The following is a 23,679-nucleotide window of genomic DNA, read 5'->3' as shown; positions in this document are numbered from 1 at the left end:
AGGGGGTGCTACACCCAGATGCTCTTCCTCCCGGCGCTGGTGCAGCTTTCTTCATCTGGCCAGCCTCCAGGTGCCGAGGAGGGCCAGCGCCCCGTAGACCAGATTGGGCAGCCAGGCCCCATACGCCCCCCACAGATCGAAGCGGGCAAACTGAGCCGAGAGGGTAAAAAGCGTCCAGTAGCCAAAAATAAGCCCCACCACCGCGATAAAGGCCCAGGACGCCTCGCGCAGCGAGAGGCCAATCACAATGGCCAGCCAGGCCAGCACCACCGTACCCGCGGCGTTGGCGTAGCGCCGGGCTAGGGGGAACTGTGCGGCAGGGTCGGCTTTGGCCACCGCATGCAGGTCGGGCATGCGCAGGGCTTCGTATGAGACGGCTTTGGGCTGCACCCCGATGGGGAAGGGCAGCGGATGCTCGGCCTCCTGGAAGATTTTGCCATTGGGGTCTACCCGGTAGGCATTTTGCAGCCGCCAGGCCCCACTGACCCAGACCCCTCGCTCGGCACTCCATACGGAGCCACCCGGCTCCACCACCCGGATGCCCTCCAGCCGAGAACCCACCCCCCCTTCGGGCGGTGGATAGATGCGCTGGGCATAGTACACCCCAAGGCCCTGGGGGGTGTAGGTGCGCTCGGTCAGGACGCCGGAGGGCTCGGAACCGTAGTAGATTTTGTACTGCAAGGCTTCAAAGCGCTCCTGGGCAATGGGCTTGAGCCAGCCTTCGTTGTAGAGCACTACCGCCCCTACCAGCAGGGCAAGCCCCAGCACCGGCCCAATGAAGGTGCGGGGGGGGACTCCCGCAGCATAGGTGGCCTTGAGTTCGGACTGGCGAATCCAGCGGGCCAGGGCTACCAGGAGGGCAAACACCAGCCCCAGCGGCAGCGCGATGCCCAGCGTATAGGGCACCCGGTAGGCCACCATCTGGGCTATTTCGGCCACGGGGGTTCTGGCCCTCAAGAAGGCCCCCGAGAGCGAGGAGAGCAGATCGAAGGTGATTAGCCCCACGAATAGCAGCACGCCCAGCAGATACAGCGACAACGTTTCGCGCAATAGATAACGCTGCAACATCCCAGAGCGAAGTATAAGGGTCTGCCAGGTGAGAAGCGGCCAATTTGACCTTCTATAGCAATAATCCCCCAGGTGCTCGAGCTGTTTTGAGGTTGATTTTGACTATTCGGGGTTGATCAAGAACCATGGCCTGAGGCTTTCTTCACGCTTTATTCACACAAAAAAAGCGCCCCCGGCTCCCTGACGGCACCCGCTCCGTGGCGCTTAGGGCTGCTGCCTTCCGGCCCTGACCCGGTTCACGCTGGTGCGCCGCGTCAGACCGAGGACGCGACCTCGAGGATAACACACCCACGCCTAAAGGCAAGATGGGTACAAGCCCTCGTTGAAAGGCCCTCGACCCGCACTCTCAGAAAGCCGGGTCGCAAAAAAGTCGAGCGTCCAGTCCTGCCAGCCTTGCCTGATTTTTTCGTCGGCTATGGATCACAGACCATAGACTATGCTCGTATCCCTTCTGTGTCCACCCAAAGCATTAAGCTGCCTCGTTACGCCCAACACACATCTGTCGGACGTGAACCAGGCCCGGCGCGTTACCTGCTTATAATCACATCCATGAGTGAAGCTGTGGCAACCAGCACCCCGGGTGCGGCCCTCGAGGCCCAGCAACTGGGCAAAAAGTACGGGCGCAAACCCGTGCTGGAGAACATCACCTTTGCCGTGCAGCCGGGCGAAGTCTATGCCCTGGCCGGGCCCAACGGCTCCGGCAAGACCACCCTGATTCGCCTGCTCACCGGTCTGGCCTTCCCCACCTCGGGCGTGGTGCGGATGCTGGGGCAGGATATCTACAACGGTGGCTATGTGGCCCGGCGGGCGCTGGGGGCGGTGGTGGAGGCTCCGGCGGCCTTTTACCCCCACATGACCGGGCGACAGAACCTGGAGATGGTCGCCTTCCTGACGGGTATGTCCAACGTGGAGAGCCGCATCCGCGAGGTGTTGGCGCGGCTCGAGTTGCTCTCGGTGGCCGACCAGCCGGTGCGTACCTACTCGCTCGGCCAGCGCCAGCGCCTGGGGTTGGCCTCGGCCATTCTGCACGAGCCGCAAATCCTTATCCTGGATGAGCCCACCAGCGGCCTCGATCCGCAGGGCATCAGCAAAGTCCACGAAATTCTGTCCGAGCTGGCCTGGAAAGGGGTGGCGGTGCTGTTGTCCACCCACCACCTGCGCGAGGTATCGGCTTATTCCGACAAGGTGGGCATTCTGGGCGGAGGGCGGCTCTTGGAAGAGGTCAAGCTGGGCGCCAGGGGCGAAACCTACCGCTTGCGGGTGGACGACCCGCCCAGGGCGGCCGCCTTCCTCAAGACTGTACCGGGGGTGCAAAACGTGAGCCTGCGCGATGTAAATGTCATTTTTGAAGGGTCGCCCAATGTGGCTTTGGCGGCGCTGGTGCGCGAGAACTACCAGGTGCAGTTTCTGGAGCCCGACTACTTCGACCTCTACGACTACTACCGGGAACGGGTGAAAAATGCCTAGCCATATAGCAGGGGTCAGGGGGGAGGGCCCAGGGTTCAGGGTGGGACAGATGGGTTTTCCTGCCCCTTCTCCCTCGAGAGCTAACCTGTTGTCTTTGATTCAACCATCCATTGCGAGAAGGAGCAACCGATGCTGCGGGTACTGATCTGGGAATTTGGCAAGCTGGTGCGGCTGCGCTCGGTGCAGATTGGGCTGCTGGCGGCTTTGGTGCTGCCCATCTTGTGGGCTTTCGCGCCGGGGCTCCGGGCACAGTATGGCCTCGAGCTGGTCTCGGGCTGGCAGGTGCCGGCGCTTTCGCTCCTGACCGGCATGGACTTCCTGTTCCCCTTCCTGACGGCCATGGCGGCGGCGGAAGTCCTGGGTTCGGAAGTCTCGATGGGCACCCTCAAGTCGGTGCTGCTGCGCCCCAGCCCCCGCAGCCGCTTGTTGGGGGCCAAAATCGTCGTGGTGCTGGCGTACCCCTTCATTCTGCTGCTGGTAAGTCTGGCGGGCTCACTCCTGGCTGGCCTGCCCTTTGGCCTGGGTAGCTTCTTCGGTGGCACGGGCCTGGGTGAGGGTAGCTTTGCCGGGGTGGGCCAGCTCACGCCTCCTGCTGCTTTTATGGAGCTGCTGCGGGCCCATGCGCTGGCCGGTGTGGTGCTGTGGCCGCTATCGGCTTTAGCCATGCTCTATGCGGTGATCTTCCTGAGTACTACCTCGGCGGCATTGGCGGCGGTCTCGACCCTGCTCTTGATGCGCCTTCTGATTGCCTTTCCGGCCATCCAACCCTTCCTGCTCACCAGCTACTTAGACCTGTACATCCGCCCCGCTGCTGTGGGCCTGGGTCTGCCCCTGCTTATTATCTACACGGTGGGCTTTGCCTTTTTGGCTTTGCTCATTTTCGAGCGGAAAGACATTTAAAGCAGGCTTTCCGCTTTGGGCTTTTGGCTTTAGGCTTTTCATATGGGCAAACTCACCCATTTTGAAGATGGCAAGCCGCGCATGGTCGATGTAAGCGAGAAGACCGCCACCCTGCGCACCGCGACTGCCGAGGCTACCGTACGGTTGCAACCGGAGGCGGTGGAGGCCCTCCAGGAAGGCGGGGTGGGCAAGGGCGACCCCCTGAGCGTGGCCCAGCTTGCAGGCATTCTGGCCGCTAAAAAAACCGGGGAGCTTATACCCCTATGCCACCCCCTGCCCATTACCAGTGCAGACGTAGAACTTCGCTTCCTGCCGGAAGAAGCCCGGGTGCACATTACGGCTACCGTCAAAACCAAGGCCGAGACCGGGGTCGAGATGGAAGCCCTCACGGCCTGCGCGGTAGCGGCCCTTACGGTTTACGACATGCTCAAGGCGGCCAGCAAGGGCCTGGAAATTACCGACCTGCGCCTCTTGCACAAAGCCGGGGGTAAGTCGGGGGAGTGGAAGCGGGGGCAGTAGAATCGGCCATGCCCCGTGCTCCCCGCCCCAAGCTTCAGGTGGCGTTTGCCGATGCGGCCATGCAAAAGCTGGCATTGCAGCATGGCCCTGCTCCTTTTGCGCCCCATCCTTTCCCCGAGCGTTCGCCATACGTGGTGCTCCTCAGCTCGATTGTGGGCCAGCAGCTTTCCGGCAAGGCCGCCGATACCATCTGGCAGCGCTTAAAAAGCCGCTTTGCTCTGGCGCCTGAGGTACTCTACCAGGCCCCAGGCGAAGATTTACGGGCCGTGGGGCTGTCGAATGCCAAAGCCCGCTACGTGCAGTACCTGTCACGCTTTGCCCTGGAAGGGGGCCTCGAGGGCATAGAGCACCGTCCCGACCCGGAGGTGATCCGCCACCTGACCCAGGTCAAGGGCATTGGGGTCTGGACGGCGCAGATGTTCTTGATGTTTGGTCTGGGCCGCCCCGATGTCTGGCCGGTACTGGATCTGGGCATCCGCAAGGGGTCGCAAAAGCTGTATGGCATCACCGAGCTGCAAGCGCTGGAAGAACTGGGGGAGCGTTTCCGGCCCTATCGCTCCCATGCGGCCTGGTATTTATGGCGGGTGCTGGAGTGAATCAGACTCTCGAGAACACCAGCAACATGCCATTGCGGTCATCGGTAATGTAAATTTTCCCATCGGGTCCCTGTTTCACATCTACCGGCGCCCCCAGTTTGCCATCTGGGAAGACCCAGTTGCCGATGAGCTCCCGTGCAGGGCCGCTGGGGATGCCTTGCCCGTTTACCCGGAAGGCCACCACGCGGTGCCCGGCTTTGCGGTAGCCGTGGTAGCCCACCACCAGCCAGCCGTCGCCCCACTCGCTTTGGGCATTCAGATACGCCATGCCCAGAGGAGCCGCATGGGCCGGGAGGAGCAGGATGGGGTTTCGGGTCTGGGTGCAGTTGTAGCGGGTAAATTCGGGGGCGTTCTGGCCGTTTTCGTAGCAATAGGGCCAGCCGTAGTTTGTGCCCTGCACTATCACGTTCAGTTCGTCGGCGGGGTGGGCCTCGTCGGAGATGTGCGGGTCGGCAGCCTGGATGGCGTCACGGGAATTCTCGCCCTGCAACAGCGTGCCCGAGGGGTGAAGGGCCAGCGCCATGGAGTTGCGCAAGCCGGTAGCATGCACGCTCCAGCCGCGCACGATGCCCTGGGGCCACTGAAGGGTATACTTGCGGATCAGGCCGTTTCGCGCTGCCTCGGCGCAGACTGCCTTGCCCTTGTCCTGCTGGCAGTTGTCCGAGGCCGAACCCACGTTCACAAAAAGGTTGCCTGCTTTATCGAAAACCATCTGGGTGAGGGGATGCCGCCCGTTTCCAGGCAGGTCACGCAGGATGTACTCTTTTTGGGGCTGGGCTTGCTTGGGGTCGAAGCGGAAGATGCGCCCGACCTCCCCCACATACACCCTGCCATCCGGGCCCAAGGCAATGCCATGGGGCCGATCCAGCCCACTGAAAATACGCTGTGCGAGGTACTGCTTTCTCTGCTTGGAGAGCCGTGCCAGCGAGCCCTGGTTGGCTTTCCAGCCGTTCATCTCCACTACCAGCAGGTCGCCTGAGGGCAAGGGCAACAGGCCCCTGGGAAAGCGCAGCTCGCGGCTGACGATGCCCACGCAGAAGCCGCTGGGGGTACTGACCTCGAGCCGGGGCAGCCCCGCGCAGGTCTGGGCGTTGGCAAAGCCAAGACCTACCAGGAGGGCGAGATAGAGCAGTCGCATGCATGATTACTCTACTCGAGTTGGGATGCTTCTGGATGATTTTGTCGGTGATACAGGCCTGAAGCCAGACCGGGACGTTTTTGCGCAGTTGTTCGGCAGTCGTCCGACCCTGATATGCGGCCCTGGCTTTAGCCCTGGATAGCCGGGCTGTCTTGGGTTTAACGCATTGCTGGGTCATCTGACCCAGGCCGTACCAGATAGCCTTCTACACTTTAAATAGAGGAAGCTATGGTCGAGTACATTGCCTTTGATGCCGATAACACCCTGTGGCGCAGCGAGACCTGCTTTAGCGAGGCTCAGGCGCAGTTCAGGGTGCTGATGCAGCAGTACTTGAATGGTTCATACGATGACCGATATCTGAAGGAGACCGAGCTGCGCAACATCCAGCACTACGGCTATGGGGTCAAAAGCTTTGGCCTTTCCATGATCGAGACGGCCCTCGAGCTCACCGGGGGGCGAATTTCGCCGGAGCACATTCGGTTTTTGGTTAACCTCACCAAGGAGTTGCTGGCCGCTCCGGTGGAAGTGCTGCCCGAGGTAGAGGCGGTGCTCGACGAGCTCTCGGGCGACTATCCCCTGATGGTGATTGCCAAGGGCGATTTGCTCGACCAGGAGACCAAGTTTGTGCGCTCGGGCCTGGGCGAGTATTTTCGCTGTCTCGAGGTCGTGAGCGAGAAAGACCCTTTCAGCTACAGCCGCATCCTGCGCCGCCACCGTATCCGCCCCGAGGTTTTTCTGATGGTGGGGAACAGTCTGCGTTCGGACATCTGGCCGGTGCTGGGAATTGGGGGTCAGGCGGTTTACATTCCCTCGCCAGGGGCGCGAAACGAGCTACTGCAGATGGATGAACCCAAACCTGGGCCGTATGTGCAGCTCGAGCACATGGGTCAGTTGCCGGAGTGGCTGGAAGCCCGGCTGATGGCCGCCTGAGGGTCAAATAACCCAAAAGCGCTGCTGTTGTGCGCTACCCTGAATAAGAAGCCAGGCGCACTCATACCATCCCAATGACTCGGCCTGCCTTCAACCACCCAGACACCCGCCAGCCGCCTCCCTGGCGGGTTGGTGTTTTTTGTGGAGGGTGGTTTTCAGGTTTAGACCTTAGACTGTAAAGCATGATTTTTTCGCTCGAGCAAGCCCCGGCCTACCCTGCCGAGGTAGCGCAATTGCAAGCCCTACAAGCGGCGGGCCTGCCGGTGACGCCTACCCTGGTGCTGGGGGGCCTCGAGGCCGAGTTTTACCAGCTGGGCAACCTGGCCGAGCAGATCCGACGGGCCTTCGAGGGGGTGTTTGGCGCACGCCTGGACGAAGAAAAACTAGAGAAAGCCTGTGTCTTTGCGGAAAAACTCCTGCGCGAGTCGTATCTGCTGCCCGAGCGCGCCGACGAACTTCGGGCGGCCTTGCCGGAGGGGCTGGTGCTCGTGCGCTACGCCGGGGAGGCCCCTTTTGGCCTGGAGGCTGGCAAGCAGGAGACCCTATGGGCGCTCAAGCGCCTGTGGGCCAGCCGCTGGCAACTGGATGCGGTGCTTTTGCGTGCGCCCGAGCTTGCGCCCCCCGAAACGGCCAGCCTGGTACAAAGTGTGGGCGATGCCCTTGGTTCGGACGAAGCCCTGTCGGCCCGGGCCAGCGAAGTGCTGGGATCCAGGGTCAAGGTCTGGGCCAGCCAGGGCCAGGTGGTGCGGGTAGAACCCTGGTAGAGTGCCGGAACCATCAAAATGAGTAACAGGAGAAACCCGTGTACGACAGCCACATGCACACGCCGCTTTGCAAGCATGCCGCTGGAGCCCCTGCCGAGTATGTGCAAGCTGCCAGGGAAGCAGGCTTGCTGGGCATCGTCATGACCGATCATAGCCCCATGCCGGCCTGGTTCGACCCCGAGGTGCGCATGGAACTGGCAGAGCTGCCTTTTTACCACACCATGCTGGAAAAGCTTCGGGCGGAAGCGGGTAGCTTTTATGTGGGGATTGGCCTCGAGGCCGACTTTCACCCCGGCACCGAGTACTTTGTGCGGCGTCTGCGCCGGCAGTACGACTACGACTATATCATCGGCTCGGTGCACTACATCGGGGCCTGGCCTTTTGACAACCCCCGCTACGAGTCCGAGTTCGAGGAGCGCGACCTGCGGGAGGTCTACCGGGCCTATTTCAAGCTGGTGGCCGAGGCCGCCCGCACCGGCTTGTTCCACGCCATCGGGCACCTGGACCTGCCCAAGGTGATGGGCTTTAGGCCCCCCGAAGGCTACGCCGACCTGGCCGAGGAAGCCTTGCAGGTGATAGCCGGGGAAGGGCTGGCGCTGGACGTGAACACCGCCGGCTGGCGCAAAAAGGCCGCCGAAATCTACCCCAGCCCGGAGCTTTTGGCCAGGGCTTTTGAACTCAAAATTCCGGTGGTGCTGGGCTCCGACGCCCACCGCCCCCAGGACGTGGCCCACCGTTTTGCCGATGCGGTGGCCTTGCTAAAGTCGGTGGGCTACCGGGAAGCGGTGGTGTTCAAGGCTGGGAAGCCGGAGGCTTATGCGCTGGCAGGCGCCGATAGTCAATAGCCCATAGACAACAGCAGATAAAGTAAAGATTCTAGCGTTAGGCTATGGGCATGAACCGTAAAGACCTGGCGGAGATGCTCGAGTACGCCGCCGACCTGATGGAAGTGCTGGGCGAGGGGGAGTTCCGCGCCAGGGCCTACCGCAACGCCGCCCGCAACCTGGAGCAACAAGAAACCGACCTGAGTGAGCTGGCCGCCCGGGGTTTCAAGGGCGTGCCGGGGGTGGGGCCGGGGCTGGCCCCCATGCTGAGCGAAATTGTGCAGACCCAGGAGTTTCCCTACCTGGCCGAGCTCGAGGGCCGCGTACCGCCAGGGGTGCTCGAGCTCTTTCGGGTGCAGGGCCTGGGCCCCAAGCGCATCCGGGCCTTGTGGGATAACGGGGTGAACAGCCTGGAGGAGCTGGTGCTGTTTGCCGAACAGGGCAAAATTCGTACCCTGCCCGGTTTTGGCGCCAAAAGCGAGGCCAGTTTGCTGGAAGCAGCCCGCTACGCCCTGGCCAATATGCGACGGGTGATGCTGCCGGTGGGGCTCGAGGTGGCCCGGCTGCTCCTGACCGACCTCGAGAACGCCGGGCTCCAGGCCGAGCTAGCAGGCAGTGTGCGGCGCGGTCTGGAAACGGTGGGCAACCTGGATCTGGTGGTGGTGGGCTCACCCGAGCAGGTGCGCCGGGTGCTGGGCCGCTACGTGGAGGCGGTGCAGGGCGATGTGCTGCTGGGGCGGCTCGAGGGCCTGCCCTTGCGGGTTTTCTGCACCCCCGCGGCGTCGTTTGGCTCGGTGCTGGTGCAGGCGACGGGCTCGAGGGCCTGGCTCGATACGCTGGGAACCCTTCCTGCCTTTGCAGAAAGCGAGGAAGAGGTATTTAAAGCCCTGGGTCAGCCCTTTGTACCAGCCTACTGGCGTGAACAGGAACACATCGGGTTGCCTGCGCCGCAAACTACCCTCGAGGCCCCCCAGCTTCGGGGCCTGATTCACGTACACTCCACCTACTCCGATGGCAGCGGTACCTTGCGCCAGATGGCCGAGGCCGCCATCGCCCAGGGCTTCGAGTACATGGTCATCTGCGACCACTCCCAGACGGCGGCCTATGCCGGGGGGCTACGAGAAGACGACGTGCTGCGCCAATGGGCCGAGATCGAGGCTCTGAATGTCGAGCTGGCCCCTTTTCGCATCCTGCGCGGTATCGAGTCCGATATTCTGCCCGATGGCTCGCTGGATTATCCCAACGCGCTGCTGGCCCGGTTTGAAGTGGTGGTGGGCAGCTTGCATGCGGGGCTCAACCTGGGCAAGGCCGAGCAAACCCAGCGTCTGCTGCGTGCCCTGGAGAACCCCTACCTGAGCATCCTGGGCCACCCCAGCGGGCGCCTCATCCTGCGGCGCAAAGGCGCCGAGGCCGACTGGGAAGCGGTGCTGGAAAGGGCTGCCCAAAACCAGAAGGCAGTGGAGTTTAACTGTAGTCCCTACCGCCTCGACCTGGACTGGCGGCTGATGCTGGCCTGGCGCGACCGCCTCAACTTCTCGCTGGGCCCCGACTCGCACAGCGTTGAGGGTATCGCCGATATTCAGTATGGCCTCCTCTTTGCCCACAAAGCTGGCCTTTCCCCCGACCAGATTATTAATACCTGGCCCGCTGAGCGGCTCCTGGCGCTAAAAAGAAAGACCTGAGCTTGCAGCTAAAGGCTCGATAAAGCCTTCATTAGAAACCTGCCCAGTTTCGCTCTGTTTTGCTCCGGCGTACTGCAACGTTTCCCCTCTCCCAGAGGGGGAGGACATCGCGTTCACCACCATTACATCTCATACCGGATTCAAAAAGACAGTCATTCAAACCAAAAAATCCAGAGGCTATCTTTTTGAATCCCAGAGCACTCCTTTCAGTCGGGTTAGTTCGTCACTGTTCAGTGACGAACTAACCGAATCTGGTATCATACCAAATCCACATGAACCCCTCGCCTTCTCCCTGTAGGGAGAAGGTGGCGACGCCCCGACCGCGCTGTTTACAAACAGCGATGGGAATACGCTTGACTGCACCTGGGGTATCGCCGGTTGAGGGAGCTTGGGACGACCCTTAAAGCTAACTGTCCAAGTAAAGTTGGTATAAAACCTGTCCTTCCTCCCCCAACGGGGGAGGCCAGGTGGGGGCCTAATACCCGGGTAGGTCGCCTACCTAAGAGCATTTTTTTGCAACACCGGCTGTCTAAAGCGCACTTAGCTAAGGTTTGCAGGGGTTTACGCACCGACCCTCCACAGCAAACCCCGCTAAGACTAGTATTCGTGGGAACCGCTCTCAGGTGGGGGCAATGCAGGTCGATTTAGGAATTGCTTTCTGCGCCCACCAGCAGCTCGGCCTCGCGTTGCAAGAAAGCCTTAAGCACATCGGTTACGGTCACGATGCCCACCAGCTTACCGTCATGAACCACCGGCAGCCCCCCTACCTTGTGCTCGAGCATCTGCTTGGCAGCCGCTTGGAGGGGCAGGGTGTCGGCTACCGTGATGGGGTCGCGGGTCATGATTTCGCCCACGGTGAGTTTGGAAATCAGGTAGTTGAGCTCCCATATGGAAAGCGAGGTGGCATCCGAGGGCATGGCTTCCTTCAGGTCGCGGTCAGTGACGATACCGACCACCCGGCCTTCCTTCACCACCGGCAGGCGGCGAAACCCACCCTTTTTCATGATCTGCGCGGCCTCGGGCACCGTTACGTCCGGGGTGACCACATCTGGGTTGGGGGTCATGAAGTCTTTGACCAGCATCGTTATCACCTCACCATCAAAGGTACTCTTTCTGGTCGGGGGCAGATGTCTCTATAGCCCGGGTGGTCCTGGGTCTAGCCTTATGATGTGGGGACATGGCGCGTTCTGGTTGCCTACGCCAGCCGCCTGGGCAGCACCCGTGAAATTGCCCAGGCCATTGCCCAGGTTCTGACCCGGCGCGGGGCGGTGGTGGATGTGCTGGCGGTGGACCAAGTGAAGTGCTTGCAGGACTATCAGGCGGTGATACTGGGCAGCCCCATTCGAGAAGCGCACTGGCTCCCGGAAGCCATAGACTTCGTGCGGACGCACCGCGAAGTGCTACAGCAGTTGCCGGTGGTGTACTTTGTGGTCTCGGGCCTGATGAGCAACCCCACCCCGGAGCATTTTCACGAGGTTTATGCGTGCCTCGCTGAGGTACGGGCCCTGGCCGAACCGCTCGAGATGGGTATTTTCGCAGGTTCCCTGGAGTATGACCGCCTCGAGCGCGACCAGGTCGTAAAAGTGCTGAGCAAGGGGCTACCTGAAGGGGATTTTCGGCGCTGGCAGGAAGTGCGGGCCTGGGCCGAAGACATAGCCGACCGGCTGTTGCTCGAGCTGGCCCGAAAACAGGCTGCCGAATCCGCAAAGCCAAAGCCGCCTGCATGAACAGGTGGCCTTTGCATTCTGGCCCTGGCTAGCGTTTACGCTTGCCAGCCGCCAAAAGCCCGCCCAGTACCCCCCGCACAATGCGCTGCCCCTCCCGGCTGGCCAGGAAACCCACCGCTCCCTTGGCCAGGTCGCCCAGGAGGTTGCCGCCCTGCGGCTCAGCGCGGGCCGGCGATTTGGCACCCTGGGGGGCCTGCTGCACCGACTCAGCGGCACGTGCCTTCAGTATTTCGTAGGCCGACTCGCGGTCGAGGGCCTTCTCGTAGTGCCCGTAGACCGGGGACTGCCGGATTACCTGCTGGCGCTCCTCGGGGCTGAGCGGGGGGAGCTGGGTGCGGGGGGGGTAGATCAGGGCCCGCTCCACCACGCTGGGGATGCCCTTCTCGTCCAGGGTCGAGACCAGGGCCTCGCCCACCCCCATCTCCAGGATGACGGTGGCCACGTCGAGCTTGGGGTTGGGCCGGAAGGTTTGGGCAGCGGCCTTGACGGCTTTCTGGTCGCGCGGGGTATAGGCCCGCAGCGCGTGCTGGACGCGGTTGCCCAGCTGGCCCAGCACCTCATCGGGGATATCCAGGGGGTTCTGGCTTACGAAGTACACCCCCACCCCCTTGCTGCGGATGAGCCGCACGACCTGCTCTATTTTGTCCCGCAAAGCCTTGGGGGCCTCGTCGAAAAGCAGATGGGCTTCGTCGAAAAAGAAGACCAGCCTGGGCTTATCGGGGTCGCCTACCTCGGGCAGTCGCTCATAGAGCTCAGAGAGCATCCAGAGCAAAAAAGTGCTGTAGAGCTTGGGGGATTGCATTAACTGGTCGGCGGCCAGGATGTTGATGACGCCCCGGCCGTCCTGGGTTTGCAGGAGGTCTTCGAGCTTTAGGGCCGGCTCGCCGAAAAACCGGTCGCCGCCCTGTTCTTCCAGGGCCAAAAGCCCGCGCTGGATAGCGCCGATGGAGGCCGCCGAGATGTTGCCGTACTCGGTTTTGAACTTCTCGGCGTTGTCGCCCACAAACTGCAGCATGGCCCGCAGGTCTTTTAAGTCCAGCAGCAGCAAGCCGTTGTCGTCGGCAATCTTGAAGGCCAGGGTGAGCACCCCGCTCTGGGTGTCGTTCAAGCCCAGCAAGCGGGCCAACAGCAGCGGCCCCATCTCCGAGACGGTGGCCCGTACCGGGTGGCCCTGCTCGCCAAACACGTCCCAGAACACAACCGGGCAGGCTTCGTATTTGAAGTCGGCCAGCCCCAGCTTCTGTACCCGCTCGGCTACTTTAGGGTTCTCGCCCCCTGGCTTGCACAAGCCCGAGAGGTCGCCCTTCACGTCGGCCATAAAGACGGGTACACCCATGCGGGAGAACTGCTCGGCCAGCACCCGCAGGCTCACGGTCTTACCGGTACCGGTGGCCCCGGCAATCAGGCCGTGGCGGTTGGCCATCCTGGGATACAAAAATACTTCCGATTCAGCTTTGGCAATGGCGATGGGCTCTGGCATAGGAGGCTCCTGCTGGACATAATACTTTCTAATGTCCAAAAAGCTGCAAAGCCCCTGGCCGTTGAGTTTACAGACGGCCATCTGGCAGCGGGAATGGGGTAAGTTGTATGCGCTGGTCGAGGCCGAACTGCCTGCCGAAGTCAGCGAATGGCTCGCCCACCCCCCGGCCTTTGCCAACCCCGAGGAGGCCCGCTTCGACCTGGAAAAGGTGCTCTTGTCGTGGGCGCTGCCCGGGCGACCTGAAACCGCCCCCCGCCGAACCCCCGGCGCTATGGAGCGAATTGCCCCTGCGGCTGCGCCTACCCAACCCGAGGGCTTTGTAGCGGCTGCCTTGCTTCAACTGATGGCGATGACTCGAGGCGTCGTTCGCTACCGGGAAAGCTTGCCTCAGTAAACCCGCCCGCCCAGCGGCACTTCGCGCTCTGCCGAGAGCAGCACCACCCGCCCCTCTGAGTCGGGCAGGCCCAGCACCAGCACCTCGGATTTGAAGCCGGCAATGTTGCGCTCGCCGAGGTTGGTTGCGCAGATGACCAGCCGCCCCACCAGGGTTTCGGGGGTGTAGAGGTCGGTGAGCTGAGCGCTGCTTTGCTTCAGACCCAGGGGGCCCAGGTCTACCCAAAGCTGGTAGGAGGGTTTGCGGGCTTTGGGGTGAGGCAGGGCTTTCTGGATGCGTCCGACGCGCAGCTCGAGGAGTTCAAAGGCTTCGTAGGGCGTCATGAGGAAAGTGTCTATGGTCAATGGTCTATAGTCAATGGTGGCAAGGCAACCAGCAGAATCCTGGCATTATGCCTGGCGCACAGCTCAAAGCCTAATGTCGGAAGCCGAAAGAACGGACAAAGCTACAATCTGAGCCTGAGAGCTGCAACATCTGGTCATTGCTGCTTCGCTGTACGAAGCGCTTGCGGCCCCCTATACTTGGGCTGTGCAACGCTTGCTCGACCAGGCCGCCATTTTGATTCGAGATGCCCGCGAACTGCCCCCGGAGCGGGCAGTGGGTTCGCTGAAAGAGTCGGTGGGTTTGCTGGAGGCGGTTCGCCCTTCTAGGGAACGCGACGGCATGATGGCCCTGGCCTATTTGCGACTGGCCCAGATGCAGCGTCAGCTGGGCAAGCGTCAGGAGGCCGAGCGGGCTTTCATGCTGGGCTACAGCTATGCGCGCAGCTCGAGGGAGGAGCGGGTGCGCCGCCTAGCGGAAAAACTCGGCCAAGAGTTCGCAAATAGCGTGCAGGGATAAATGTCCTTTGCTGGAATAGGCTATCTTGAAACGGCTACAGGGTATACCTGTGCACCATCGAGGAGGAAATAAGCACCATGGGTCAGATGTTGGGCGATATCGCCGCCTTATTAATTGCTTTGTCGGGTCTGGCGGTCATCATCGGGGTCATTCTCATTAAACGGGGGGATCGGGTCTGGCATCCTCGAGTGATGCTGACAGCCACCGGCCTGGCCGCACTTTTTCTGGTGTTCTACCTGCTCAAGTGGGGGCTTTATGGAACCACCCGCTATGTGGGGCCAGAGGAGTGGCGAGGGGCCTACTACGCCCTCTTAATAAGCCATACCATCCTGGCGGCTATCAACGGGCCGCTGGTGCTGTGGTTGATCTACAACGCCTCCAGGCAGCGCTTCAGCATTCATAAAGCCTGGGCCCGCTGGACGGTGCCGGTCTGGCTCTATGTGGCGGTTACCGGCTGGGTTATTGACCAGATTCTGCGTACCTACGGCGAGTCGGCGGGTGGAATTGGCTTTTGATTAGAAAGGAAAACAGTTCTCAAGTTTTCTTGCCCCAGGCCTCGAGCACAATCTGACCGTTCACCACCCGGGCCCGCTCGGGGCCACGGCTACTTTTTTCACCGTCGGGAGCCTGGGCTACGTGGTGGGCAATGCGAATCTGCTTGGCGTCCAGGCTCATGGCCCAGATGGCGGCCTCTTCCTGTCCGGTGGCCCCGGCATGAGCCAGTCCGCGCAGCTTCCCCACCACGATGATGTCCCCAGCCGCAATGATCTCGGCCCCCGCATTGACATCCCCCAGAATCACCACCGTGCCGGGGGACTCCACCCGGGCGCCCGAACGCAGGGTCTGGTCAATCACCTCGGTATAGGGGATGTATTTTTCGCCCCGTTGGGGCCTGAGTTGTAGACCCCGTTCACGGCCTAGCTCGAGCAAAGTCTCCAGCACCGTCGGGCCGACCGACCCGGCTACCTCGACCTCGAGGGGCAGCGGGGGCAGTTCTACCAGGGCCTTGCGCAGCATTTCGGGGGTTTCGTTGCCGTCCAGCCGGAGGGCCAGGGCGTTGAGGGTTGCACGAATCCGCATGCTCCGCAGTTATACCAGAAAAACCTAGCGGTTGGCGATGTGAATGGCCTGGCGGTGCAGGTGCTCGGCGGCCTCCATGATGCCCTCGGAAAGGGTGGGGTGAGCATGGACGGTCAGGCCCACATCGGTCACGGTAGCCCCCATCTCCAGCGCCAGGGCCATCTCGGCAATCAAATCGGAGGCGCTTGGCCCGACCATATGGGCACCCAGCAGCAGGTCGGTTTCGGCATCGCCGATGAGCTTGATCAGCCCCTCGGTGGCCCCCAGGGTCATGGCCCGGCCCGAGGCCGCAAGGGGGAACTTGCCCACCTTGACCTTGTAACCGGCCTTGGCGGCCTCCTCCTCGGTCATGCCGACGGCGGCCCACTCCGGGCTGGTGTAGACCACGTTGGGTATCTGGTAGTCCATAACGGCGTTGCCCCCGGCGGCGTTTTCGGCGGCAATCAGGCCCTCCTTCATGGCTTTATGGGCCAGGAGGGGTGGGCGGGTTACGTCGCCGATGGCGTAGATGCCGGGCACGTTGGTTTCCATTTTCTCGTTGGTGGGGATGTAGCCGCGCTCGTCTACCACCACCCCGATGGCCTCGAGCCCCAGCCCCTTGCCCCGGGGCCGCCGACCGGTGGCTACCAGAATCTTGTCCACCACAATGGTTTCTTGTGTTGCCGTCTTCACCTCTTCCAGCGTGACGTGCAGGCCGTCTTTTTTCTTTTCTACCTTCACGCCTTTGGTCTGGGTGCGAATCGCAATGCCCTGCTTGCCCAGAATTTTGGCCAGCAAGCCCGCGGTCTCGGGGTCGGCGGCGGGCAGAATCTGGCCCATGAACTCGATCACCGTGACCTCGGCCCCCAGGCGTTTGTAGACCTGGGCGAACTCGAGGCCAATGGCACCCCCCCCGATGCAGAGCAAACGTTTGGGGAACTGCTCTTCCACCCGCAAGGCCCCGGTGGAGTCCACGATGTTTTTCTGGTCTACCTCAAAGCCCGGCAGGGTGTTGGGCTCGGAGCCGGTGGCCACGATGATGGCCTGGCCCTGGAGGCGCTCGTTTCCCACCTCGATGGTGTTTTTATCGATAAACCTGGCAAAGCCGGTTTTAAGGTCGACCTTGTTGCCCTTCAGAAGCTGGGCAACCCCACCGGTGAGCTTTTTGACGATTCCGTCGCGCCAGCCGCCCAGCTTTTTGGTGTCTACTTTGGCCTCTTTGACCTCGAGGCCAAATTCGGCCCCGTGGCGGATGCCCTCGAGTTCTTCTGCGGCGTGCAGCAGGGCTTTGGTGGGAATGCAGCCCACGTTCAGGCAGACCCCGCCCACGTACTCCGCTTCCACTGCCAGCACCTTTTTGCCCAGTTGGGCCGCCCGGATAGCCGCGTGGTAGCCGCCGGGGCCGGTTCCGATCACGATCACGTCGTAGATATTTGACATAGACACCCCATTCTAGTGAGTGCTCAGATGAAAAACAAAATCCAACAGGCAAAAAATTATAAGGCTTCCAGAAAGAGCCGCTCGGGCTTCTCTAAAAGCCGGATGACCTCTTTGCAGAAGCGGGCCGCCTCGGCCCCGTCTACCAGCCGATGGTCGAAGGAGAGCGAGAGGTACATCATCTGCCGCACCACAATCTCGTCGCGTTCGTTCACCACCGGGCGCTTCTGGATGGAGTGCACCCCCAGGATGGCGGCGTCCGGCACGTTGATGATGGGAAAACTGAAGAGGGCCCCAATCGAGCCGATGTTGGTCACGCTGAAGCTAGAGCCGCTCACCTCCTCCGGGGCCAGCTTGCTGCTACGGGCCTTTTCGGCCAGTTCGTTAATCTCTTTGGCAATCTGGAGCAGGCTCTTGCGGTCTACCTCCCGAACAACCGGTACAATCAGGCCGTTCTCAGCGGCCACCGCCATGCCGATGTTGACGTAGTGCTTGAGCACCACCTCCTGCCTGGCCTCGTCCAGCGAGCTATTCAAGGCCGGGAACTTCTTGAGGGCGACGCCCAGGGCCTTGAAGATAAAGGGCAGGTAGCTGAGCTTGACCCCCTGGGCCTCGGCCTCGGGCTTGAGCCGCTCGCGCAGGTCTACCAGCTCGGTCAGGTCTGCCTCGTCCACCGAGAGGGTGCGCACGGTGTAGAGGTGCGAGGCCGCCATCTGCTGGGCAATGGCCCGCCGCAGCCCGCGCAAAGGGACGCGGGTCTCGAGGTTTTCGTAGCCCTTGGGGGGCCTGTACTGCACCGGAGGTGGGAAGCCGGTAGCTTGTGGCCTGTGGCTGGTGGGTTCTGGTGTTGGAGGGATCGGGGCTTGCTCTTTGCGTTGTGTGTAGGCCCGTACATCCTCTACCCGCACCCGGCCATGCGGCCCTGAACCCGGAATTTGGGCGATGTCCAGCCCCAGCTCGCGGGCCAGCTTGCGGGCTGCCGGCACCGCAATCACCCGCCCGGATGCCCCTGCAACAGGGGTGCTCTGGGCTGCCGAGGGTGCCGCTACCTGGGTAAAGGGGTTTTTGATCTGCTCCGGCTTGCCATCGGGTTTAAATAAGGAGAGGTTGGCCCCATCGTCCTCGGCGACCTGGCCCGGTTCCACAATGGAGCGCTCCTCCTGGGCTTGCACACTGGGGGCCGGGCTGGGTTTTTTGTCGGAAATGGGGGCGGTAACTTCCCCAGGTTCGGCGATCAGGGCAATGGGGGCATGTACCGGCACCACGTCGCCCTCCTTGACCAGCCTTTGCAACAAGACCCCCTCGAGGGGGCTGGGTAGCTCCACGGTTACCTTGTCCGTCATGACCTCCACGAAAGGCTGGTCTTTTTTAAGGGCTTCGCCTTCCTGCACCAGCCACCGAAGAATTTCACCTTCCACAACGGACTCTGCCAGCTCGGGTAACACCACTTCTTTGGGCATGTTTCCTCCCTAGTAGTCAAGTAGACGCTTGGCTGCGTTCAGGATACGGGTTACGGTCGGCATATATAGCTTGTCCTGGGCCAGCGGGTAGGGGGTGTCGAACCCGCTGACCCGCAAAGGGGGGGCCAGAAGCTGGTCGAACAGCTCTTCTGAAACGGTAGCGGCTACCTCCGAGGCCACGCTGGCTGTGCGGGGGGCTTCGGAAATCATGAGCAGGCGGCCGGTCTTGGCCACCGAGTTCAGCACCGTTTCTTTGTCCCAAGGCACCAGGGTACGCAGGTCAATGACCTCGGGGTCAATGCCCGCAGCCGCCATTTCCTGCGCGGCCTTCTGGGTTTCGACCATGGGCCCCCCGTAAGAAACCAGGGTGATGTCGCGGCCCTCGCGACGGATGGCTGCTTTGCCGATGGGCAGCAGGAAATCGTCGGCGGGCACCTCTTCCTTGACCGCGCGGTACAAGCGCTTGGGTTCCATGAAGACCACCGGGTCGTCATCGCGGATGGCGGCCTTGAGAAGCCCTTTGGCGTCTTTGGGGGTAGCAACCACCACCACCTTCAAGCCGGCGGTATGGGCGAAATGGGCCTCTGGGCTTTGGGAGTGGTGGTGGCCCCCCTTCACGCCGCCGCCGGTGGGCATGCGCACGACCATGGGGGCGGTGAACTGTCCCCCCGAGCGGTAGCGCAGCTTGGCGGCCTGCGAGAAAAGCTGGTCTATGCCGGGGAAGACGTAATCGGCAAACTGAATCTCGGCCACCGGGCGCATTCCGTGGGCAGCCAGCCCCACCGCTGCCCCGATGATGGCAGCCTCGGAGAGGGGGGTGTCCATCACCCGGTCGGGGCCGTATTTTTCCTGCAGGCCCTCGGTGGCCAGGAAGACCCCACCGCGTTTGCCTACGTCTTCACCCAGAATCATCACCCGCTCGTCGCGGCGCAGTTCTTCGTCCAGGGCTGTGTTGAGGGCCTGGATTAAGGTCATGGTTGGCATACAATCTCCGTTACAGGTCACAAGTCTTATGTCAAAACAGGACAGAAACTTCCACCCTCAGGACTGTAATTCGTCCATCACCAAGCGGCGCTGTTCTTCTAGATGCCAGGGGCGGGCGGCGTAGACATCGTCGAACATCTGCAAGGGGTCGGGCTCACCGGCCTGGAGGGCTTCCTGCAGGGCGGCCTCGAGCTCCTTGGAGATTTCCAGTTTAAGTTCGTTGGCCCACTGGGCATCCCACAGGCCCTCTTTTTCCAGAAAGCGCTGGAAGCGCAGCAGGGGGTCTTGCTGGCGTTCTGCCGCCAGCTCCTCACGGGAGCGGTAACGGCTGTCGTCGTCGGCGGAGGAGTGGGCCCCAAAGCGGTTGACCACCAGCTCCACCAGGCTGGGTCCCTGCCCGGCCCGGGCCCGCTCGAGGGCTTCTTGCATCACCAAGTAACTGGCCAGCACGTCCAGGCCGTCCACGTAATAACCAGGAATACCGTAGGCATGCGCCTTGATGGCGATATTTTCAGACGCGGTCTGCTTGGAGATGTTTACGCTAATGGCGTAGCGGTTGTTCTCGCACACAAATACCACCGGCGCATTCTGTACCGCAGCGAAGTTGACCCCCGCATGCCAGTCACCCTCGCTGGTGGCCCCATCGCCAAAGGTGCAGACCGCTACCTCGCCGGTGCGGCGCAGTTTCATGCTGATGGCGGCTCCTGTGGCGGGCGGGATGTGCGAAGCAATGGCCGAACAAACCGTGAAAATGTGGAGCGGCTGGCTGCCGGGGTGCGAAGGCATCTGGCGGCCCTTGGCCGGGTCGGCGGTATTGCCCAGGGTCTGGCCGAAAATTTCCAGCAGCGGTACCCCCATGGCCAGCACCAGCCCCATGTCGCGGTAGTAGGGGAAGAGCCAGTCGTGGCCTTTGCGCAGGGCGTGGGCAAGGCCGACCTGGGCGGCCTCGTGGCCGGCATGGGGGGCAATGAAGCTGGTCTTACCGGTGCGAATCAGGATGACCAGTTTTTCATCCAGCAGTCGCGCGGCCAGCATGTCGCGATAGAAGCGTTGCAGCAGTTCGGCAGGTAAGCCATGCTCGAACGGCGCAATCCAGTGGCCGTGTTCGTCGACCAGCCGGATGGGTTCGTTGCTAAAGGGTTGGAAGCGTATTTTTTCCTGAACCATGTTTCCTCCTGACCTGCCGGGATGACCGGCGGGCCCGACCTGCTAAGCCTTGGGTAAAGGCTTTTTTGTCCGGGGCGCCCTGGGTAAGGACTGCCGCGGGGAACAACCACCCAGCAAAACCAGAAGACCTCCCCATGGGGAGGTCTGCACCTGGGTTTTGGTATACCGGGCTCGAGGTTTCGGGAGAGCCAATCACTGCCGATAGCCTCAGGCTCTTTCCCATACCGACCTCTTGGTACCCAAGATTATAGCCGGTTTTCCCCAGGGCCAATTGGGGTCAAGTTGCTATGCAGGGCCGGTGCGTGAACCCCCACAACCTCAGCCAGGAGCGCTTCAAACGCTGGGTGTTGTAAAAAATGCTCGCAGGCGGGCGGCCCAGTTGGGGGTTATGCCCCCACCTAGCCTCCACCGTTGGGGGAGGAAGGCGTGGTTTTACTTTACGCACGAACCCTAGTTAGCTATGGCAACCGGACGGCGTCGCTAGAATCCGCCAGGTATATTTGGATAGCCCCATGAAGCTGCGCGTCTGTGTCATCGGTAAGCCCAAACTGCTTTATGCCAAAGCGGGTGTGGAAGAGTATCTAAAGCGCTTGCAGCGCTACACAAAGCTCGAGCTCCTCTACCTCAAGGAGGGCACCCCGGCCCAGGAAGGGCAGCGTTTGCTGGAAGCCTCCGCGGGCTACAAGCGGATAGTGCTGGATGAGCACGGCCAGATGCCCGATACCCTGGCCTTGAGGGCCCGGCTCGAGGCTTGGGAGATGGGGGAAAAAGGCGTGGCGTTCCTGATTGGGGGCGCGGATGGCCATAGCCAGACCGTGCGAGACGAGGCCGACTGGCTGCTGTCCCTATCCAAACTAACCCTTCAACACGAGTTGGCTCTGGTGGTGCTCCTGGAGCAGCTTTACCGGGTCGAAACCCTGAAGCGGGGCGAGCCCTATCACCGTTAGCGGGCCGGGTAGCCCATCTGCTTTAGCCACTTTTCTCGGGTGAGGGTGGTGGAGAGAACGGGCTCGAGCACCACGTTGATGTTGCTGGCACTCGGCATCACGGTGGCAATGTTGCCATTCGTCCTGTACCACCCGAATAAATCGCCCACATCCTGGGTGCCGTTGTTGTTCACATCCTTCCAGGCCGAGATGCGGTATCCCAAGAGCCCGGTCGTCGAAAGCTGGTTTCGGCTGTAAGGCGCCTGGGTGCCGGTCTGGTTGATCACCACCGGATTGAAGTCCAGCAACAGGCTCAGGGTGGGGGATTCTCGCAACACCGCATCGAAGTAGATGCGGGTGCCCTGTACGTTCTGGGCAGGAGGTGGGGTGGTGGGGGGCTGCACTACGGTCAGGGTGATGCGGGTCTCGGCCTGCACGGTCTGTCCGCTCACGCTGGCGCTGCCGCTGACCACCAGGGTATAGGTGCCGGGCGCGCTGCCCGCCGGAAGGGTCATGGTGGTGCTGTTGCCCGTAACTGGGCTGGCCGGATTGAAGCTGGGGGTGGTGCCACTGGGCTGCCCGCTCACGCTCAGGGCAACCGGCTCGCTAAAGTTGGTACGGCTGATGCTGAGGGTAACGGAAGCGCTCGCGCCGGTGTTGAGGGTCAGGGCGTTGGGGCTGGCCGAGAGCACCAGCGAGCGAGGGGGTGGGGTGTTCAGGCGGGCCAGGGCGGCCTGTGCGTCTATGAGGCCCGCGCCGCACTCACTGCCGCTGGGCCGGTTGCACTGGGTCGCGCTCAAGGGCCGGGCGGTTTCTTTCAGGATGGAGAGCCCTTCGGCAGCGGTCAGGGCAGGCTTTTTGCTTTTCATCAGGGCCAGCACGCCCGCCACGTGCGGCGCAGCCATCGAGGTGCCGGCCTTGCCCCCGTACTGCCCACTGCCCAGGGTGCTCACCACTTGCTGTCCGGCAGGTTCACCGCCGGGGGCCATCAGATCAATCCGGGTGCCGTAGTTGGAATACGAGGCCCGGTTGCCGGCAGCGTTGGTCGCGCCCACCGTGATCACCCCGCTACACCCGGCGGGGCTGAAGGTGCTGGCATCCACGTTGGAGTTGCCTGCCGCCACCACGATAATGGCCCCCGCATTACTGGCCTCGTTGATGGCCTGCTGTAGTGCAGGGGCGTTGGTACAGGCTACGGGCCCACCCAGCGACATATTAATCACCCTGGCCGGGTTGGCGTTGGCCGTAACGCCCGCCACGTTGAGTCCGGCAGCCCATCTCAAGGCGTCGGCTACGTCGGCCAGGGTTCCATTGCCGCCGCTCAAGGCCCGGATGGGCAGGATTTTAGCGCCCCACGAGACCCCGGCCACCCCCAGGTTGTTGTTGGTGGCGGCTCCCACCGTGCCGGTGACGTGGTTGCCGTGGTAGTCGGTGCCGGGGCTGGTATCCTCGGGGTTGGAGTCGCGGCCATCGCCGTCGCCGGCGTCGGCGGTATTGGAATAAAAGTCGTAGCCGGATAAAAGTTTCCCGGCCAGGTCGGGGTGACCTGCCACCACGCCCCCGTCAATCACCGCCACCGTGACCGGGTTGGAAGCGCCGGTCTCGATCTCCCAGGCGCCCGGCAGGTTGATGGCTTCGTAATGCCAGCGCTGGTTGGGGTACTGGGGGTCGTTGGGGGTGGCCTGGGCGGAAAGGATGTAGTTGGGGTGGGCGTACTCCACATCGCTGCGGTTTTGCAACGACTGTAAAAGTGTGAGGGTGTCGGCGCGGTTCAGGTTGGCCCGGTAGAGGTAGGTGCGCTCCATGCCCAGCGGTCTGACCTGTTGCAGCTCTATCCCGGAAACCGAAAGCCGGTTTAGCGACTGCAGGCTGACCTGGGGTTTGAACTTTACGATCAGCTCACCGTCTACAAAAGGCACACTGGGGTCAACACTTTGCAGCGAGGTTTGCAGGGCAATGCTGACCGTTCCACTAATGACTCCATTGCCAGGAGGGGGAGGGGAGGGGGGCTCGAGTACCGTTACCTCCACCGAGGCGCTCTTGCTGGTATCGGCCACGCTGCGGGCGGTAATGGTGGCCACACCGGCAGACATTCCCCGAACCACACCGTTGTTTACGCTGGCCACTGCAAGATCGCTGCTACTCCAGGTGACGGTGGTGTTGCTGGTGCCGCTCACGGTGGCTGTGATGACTCTTTCCTGGCCAATATCTAGTGAAATAGCGCTGCTTGGGTTCAGGCTGATGGTGATGTTTGGGGGGGGTGGGGGCGGTGGGGTTGGGGCAGGCGGTGAGTACAAGGGCTAACAGGCCAAGCCAG

The 23,679-nt window shown here is 62.1% G+C and carries 24 protein-coding genes and 1 other RNA gene; 13 read left to right on the top strand and 12 right to left on the bottom strand.

The genetic code is table 11. From position 1 onward, the window contains the following. Window positions 1-51: 51 nt before the first annotated feature. Window positions 52-1,068: an LptF/LptG family permease gene (locus Q0X23_RS01885; RefSeq protein ID WP_297858709.1), complete on the bottom strand. Its 1,017-nt coding sequence runs from the start codon at window positions 1,066-1,068 to the stop codon at window positions 52-54. A gap of 172 nt (window positions 1,069-1,240) precedes the next feature. Next, an RNA gene (gene ffs / locus Q0X23_RS01880) (signal recognition particle sRNA small type) lies at window positions 1,241-1,334 on the bottom strand. A gap of 283 nt (window positions 1,335-1,617) precedes the next feature. Between ffs and Q0X23_RS01875 the strand changes: the two genes are divergently transcribed. From Q0X23_RS01875 to Q0X23_RS01860, 4 genes are all read left to right on the top strand, one after another. Beyond that, window positions 1,618-2,535 carry an ABC transporter ATP-binding protein gene (locus Q0X23_RS01875; RefSeq protein WP_297858708.1) on the top strand — a complete coding sequence of 306 codons (918 nt, stop codon included), beginning with the start codon at window positions 1,618-1,620 and terminating at the stop codon, window positions 2,533-2,535. Between the two features lie 129 nt (window positions 2,536-2,664). Further along, on the top strand, window positions 2,665-3,435 hold the full coding sequence (locus tag Q0X23_RS01870; RefSeq protein WP_297858707.1) for an ABC transporter permease: 771 nt from the start codon (window positions 2,665-2,667) through the stop codon (window positions 3,433-3,435). Between the two features lie 42 nt (window positions 3,436-3,477). After that, on the top strand, window positions 3,478-3,954 hold the full coding sequence (gene moaC / locus Q0X23_RS01865; protein ID WP_297858706.1) for a cyclic pyranopterin monophosphate synthase MoaC: 477 nt from the start codon (window positions 3,478-3,480) through the stop codon (window positions 3,952-3,954). Between the two features lie 59 nt (window positions 3,955-4,013). After that, window positions 4,014-4,550, top strand: coding sequence for a DNA-3-methyladenine glycosylase (locus Q0X23_RS01860; protein WP_297861143.1), 537 nt, complete (start codon window positions 4,014-4,016; stop codon window positions 4,548-4,550). Between the two features lies 1 nt (window position 4,551). On the opposite strand, the gene Q0X23_RS01855 is transcribed toward Q0X23_RS01860, so the two are convergent. Further along, on the bottom strand, window positions 4,552-5,688 hold the full coding sequence (locus Q0X23_RS01855) for a sorbosone dehydrogenase family protein (protein WP_297858705.1): 1,137 nt from the start codon (window positions 5,686-5,688) through the stop codon (window positions 4,552-4,554). 228 nt (window positions 5,689-5,916) lie between these two features. On the opposite strand from Q0X23_RS01855, the gene Q0X23_RS01850 reads away from it, so the two are divergent. From Q0X23_RS01850 to Q0X23_RS01835, 4 genes are all read left to right on the top strand, one after another. Further along, on the top strand, window positions 5,917-6,618 hold the full coding sequence (locus tag Q0X23_RS01850; RefSeq protein ID WP_297858704.1) for an HAD family hydrolase: 702 nt from the start codon (window positions 5,917-5,919) through the stop codon (window positions 6,616-6,618). Window positions 6,619-6,800: 182 nt separating this feature from the next. Then, window positions 6,801-7,382 (top strand): hypothetical protein, encoded by a 582-nt coding sequence (locus Q0X23_RS01845; protein WP_297858703.1) that lies wholly within the window; start codon window positions 6,801-6,803, stop codon window positions 7,380-7,382. Window positions 7,383-7,420: 38 nt separating this feature from the next. Continuing rightward, a complete protein-coding gene (locus tag Q0X23_RS01840; RefSeq protein ID WP_297858702.1) occupies window positions 7,421-8,227 on the top strand; it encodes a histidinol-phosphatase in 807 nt (268 codons plus the stop codon). Between the two features lie 50 nt (window positions 8,228-8,277). Further along, window positions 8,278-9,888: a DNA polymerase/3'-5' exonuclease PolX gene (locus tag Q0X23_RS01835; protein WP_297858701.1), complete on the top strand. Its 1,611-nt coding sequence runs from the start codon at window positions 8,278-8,280 to the stop codon at window positions 9,886-9,888. A gap of 644 nt (window positions 9,889-10,532) precedes the next feature. Here Q0X23_RS01835 and Q0X23_RS01830 read toward each other — a convergent pair. Then, entirely contained in the window at window positions 10,533-10,970 is a 438-nt protein-coding gene (locus Q0X23_RS01830) for a CBS domain-containing protein (RefSeq protein ID WP_297858700.1), read from the bottom strand. An 87-nt stretch (window positions 10,971-11,057) separates the two neighbouring features. Here Q0X23_RS01830 and Q0X23_RS01825 point away from each other — a divergent pair, with 87 nt between their 5' ends. Beyond that, window positions 11,058-11,615, top strand: a complete 558-nt coding sequence (locus Q0X23_RS01825; protein WP_297858699.1) for a flavodoxin domain-containing protein — start codon at window positions 11,058-11,060, stop codon at window positions 11,613-11,615. A 28-nt stretch (window positions 11,616-11,643) separates the two neighbouring features. Here the strand turns inward: Q0X23_RS01825 and Q0X23_RS01820 are convergent, their stop codons facing one another. Beyond that, window positions 11,644-13,095 carry a helicase HerA-like domain-containing protein gene (locus Q0X23_RS01820; protein WP_297858698.1) on the bottom strand — a complete coding sequence of 484 codons (1,452 nt, stop codon included), beginning with the start codon at window positions 13,093-13,095 and terminating at the stop codon, window positions 11,644-11,646. A gap of 31 nt (window positions 13,096-13,126) precedes the next feature. Between Q0X23_RS01820 and Q0X23_RS01815 the strand changes: the two genes are divergently transcribed. After that, window positions 13,127-13,489, top strand: a complete 363-nt coding sequence (locus Q0X23_RS01815; RefSeq protein WP_297858697.1) for a hypothetical protein — start codon at window positions 13,127-13,129, stop codon at window positions 13,487-13,489. Here the strand turns inward: Q0X23_RS01815 and Q0X23_RS01810 are convergent. Then, window positions 13,483-13,812, bottom strand: coding sequence for a tRNA-binding protein (locus Q0X23_RS01810; RefSeq protein ID WP_297858696.1), 330 nt, complete (start codon window positions 13,810-13,812; stop codon window positions 13,483-13,485). The genes Q0X23_RS01815 and Q0X23_RS01810 overlap by 7 nt on opposite strands. 205 nt (window positions 13,813-14,017) lie before the next feature. On the opposite strand from Q0X23_RS01810, the gene Q0X23_RS01805 reads away from it, so the two are divergent. Both Q0X23_RS01805 and Q0X23_RS01800 read left to right on the top strand, forming a co-directional pair. After that, window positions 14,018-14,329, top strand: a complete 312-nt coding sequence (locus tag Q0X23_RS01805; RefSeq protein WP_297858695.1) for a hypothetical protein — start codon at window positions 14,018-14,020, stop codon at window positions 14,327-14,329. Window positions 14,330-14,406: 77 nt separating this feature from the next. Then, on the top strand, window positions 14,407-14,844 hold the full coding sequence (locus tag Q0X23_RS01800; RefSeq protein WP_297858694.1) for a DUF420 domain-containing protein: 438 nt from the start codon (window positions 14,407-14,409) through the stop codon (window positions 14,842-14,844). Between the two features lie 19 nt (window positions 14,845-14,863). On the opposite strand, the gene minC is transcribed toward Q0X23_RS01800, so the two are convergent. From minC to Q0X23_RS01775, 5 genes are read right to left on the bottom strand one after another with little or no spacing between them, the layout of a single operon-like run. Continuing rightward, window positions 14,864-15,409, bottom strand: coding sequence for a septum site-determining protein MinC (gene minC / locus Q0X23_RS01795; RefSeq protein WP_297858693.1), 546 nt, complete (start codon window positions 15,407-15,409; stop codon window positions 14,864-14,866). 24 nt (window positions 15,410-15,433) lie between these two features. Then, window positions 15,434-16,828, bottom strand: coding sequence for a dihydrolipoyl dehydrogenase (lpdA, locus tag Q0X23_RS01790; protein ID WP_297858692.1), 1,395 nt, complete (start codon window positions 16,826-16,828; stop codon window positions 15,434-15,436). A 56-nt stretch (window positions 16,829-16,884) separates the two neighbouring features. Beyond that, complete coding sequence (locus tag Q0X23_RS01785) at window positions 16,885-18,285, bottom strand: dihydrolipoamide acetyltransferase family protein (RefSeq protein ID WP_297858691.1); 1,401 nt, start codon at window positions 18,283-18,285, stop codon at window positions 16,885-16,887. Window positions 18,286-18,294: 9 nt separating this feature from the next. Continuing rightward, window positions 18,295-19,269, bottom strand: coding sequence for an alpha-ketoacid dehydrogenase subunit beta (locus Q0X23_RS01780; protein ID WP_119341175.1), 975 nt, complete (start codon window positions 19,267-19,269; stop codon window positions 18,295-18,297). A 57-nt stretch (window positions 19,270-19,326) separates the two neighbouring features. Beyond that, window positions 19,327-20,436: a thiamine pyrophosphate-dependent dehydrogenase E1 component subunit alpha gene (locus tag Q0X23_RS01775; protein ID WP_297858690.1), complete on the bottom strand. Its 1,110-nt coding sequence runs from the start codon at window positions 20,434-20,436 to the stop codon at window positions 19,327-19,329. Between the two features lie 512 nt (window positions 20,437-20,948). On the opposite strand from Q0X23_RS01775, the gene Q0X23_RS01770 reads away from it, so the two are divergent. Further along, window positions 20,949-21,383 carry a 23S rRNA (pseudouridine(1915)-N(3))-methyltransferase RlmH gene (locus tag Q0X23_RS01770; RefSeq protein WP_297858689.1) on the top strand — a complete coding sequence of 145 codons (435 nt, stop codon included), beginning with the start codon at window positions 20,949-20,951 and terminating at the stop codon, window positions 21,381-21,383. On the opposite strand, the gene Q0X23_RS01765 is transcribed toward Q0X23_RS01770, so the two are convergent. Further along, the gene (locus Q0X23_RS01765; RefSeq protein ID WP_297858688.1) at window positions 21,380-23,539 is read right to left on the bottom strand and encodes a S8 family serine peptidase; all 2,160 of its coding nucleotides are present in this window, start codon (window positions 23,537-23,539) and stop codon (window positions 21,380-21,382) included. The two genes, Q0X23_RS01770 and Q0X23_RS01765, sit on opposite strands and share 4 nt — an antisense overlap. Window positions 23,540-23,679: the final 140 nt, after the last annotated feature.

Source organism: Meiothermus sp. (assembly GCF_026004115.1).
In the GTDB taxonomy this organism is placed as follows: domain Bacteria; phylum Deinococcota; class Deinococci; order Deinococcales; family Thermaceae; genus Meiothermus.
Note: the sequence above shows the minus strand (reverse complement) of the source record. Positions and strands in the feature narration are given on the sequence as shown.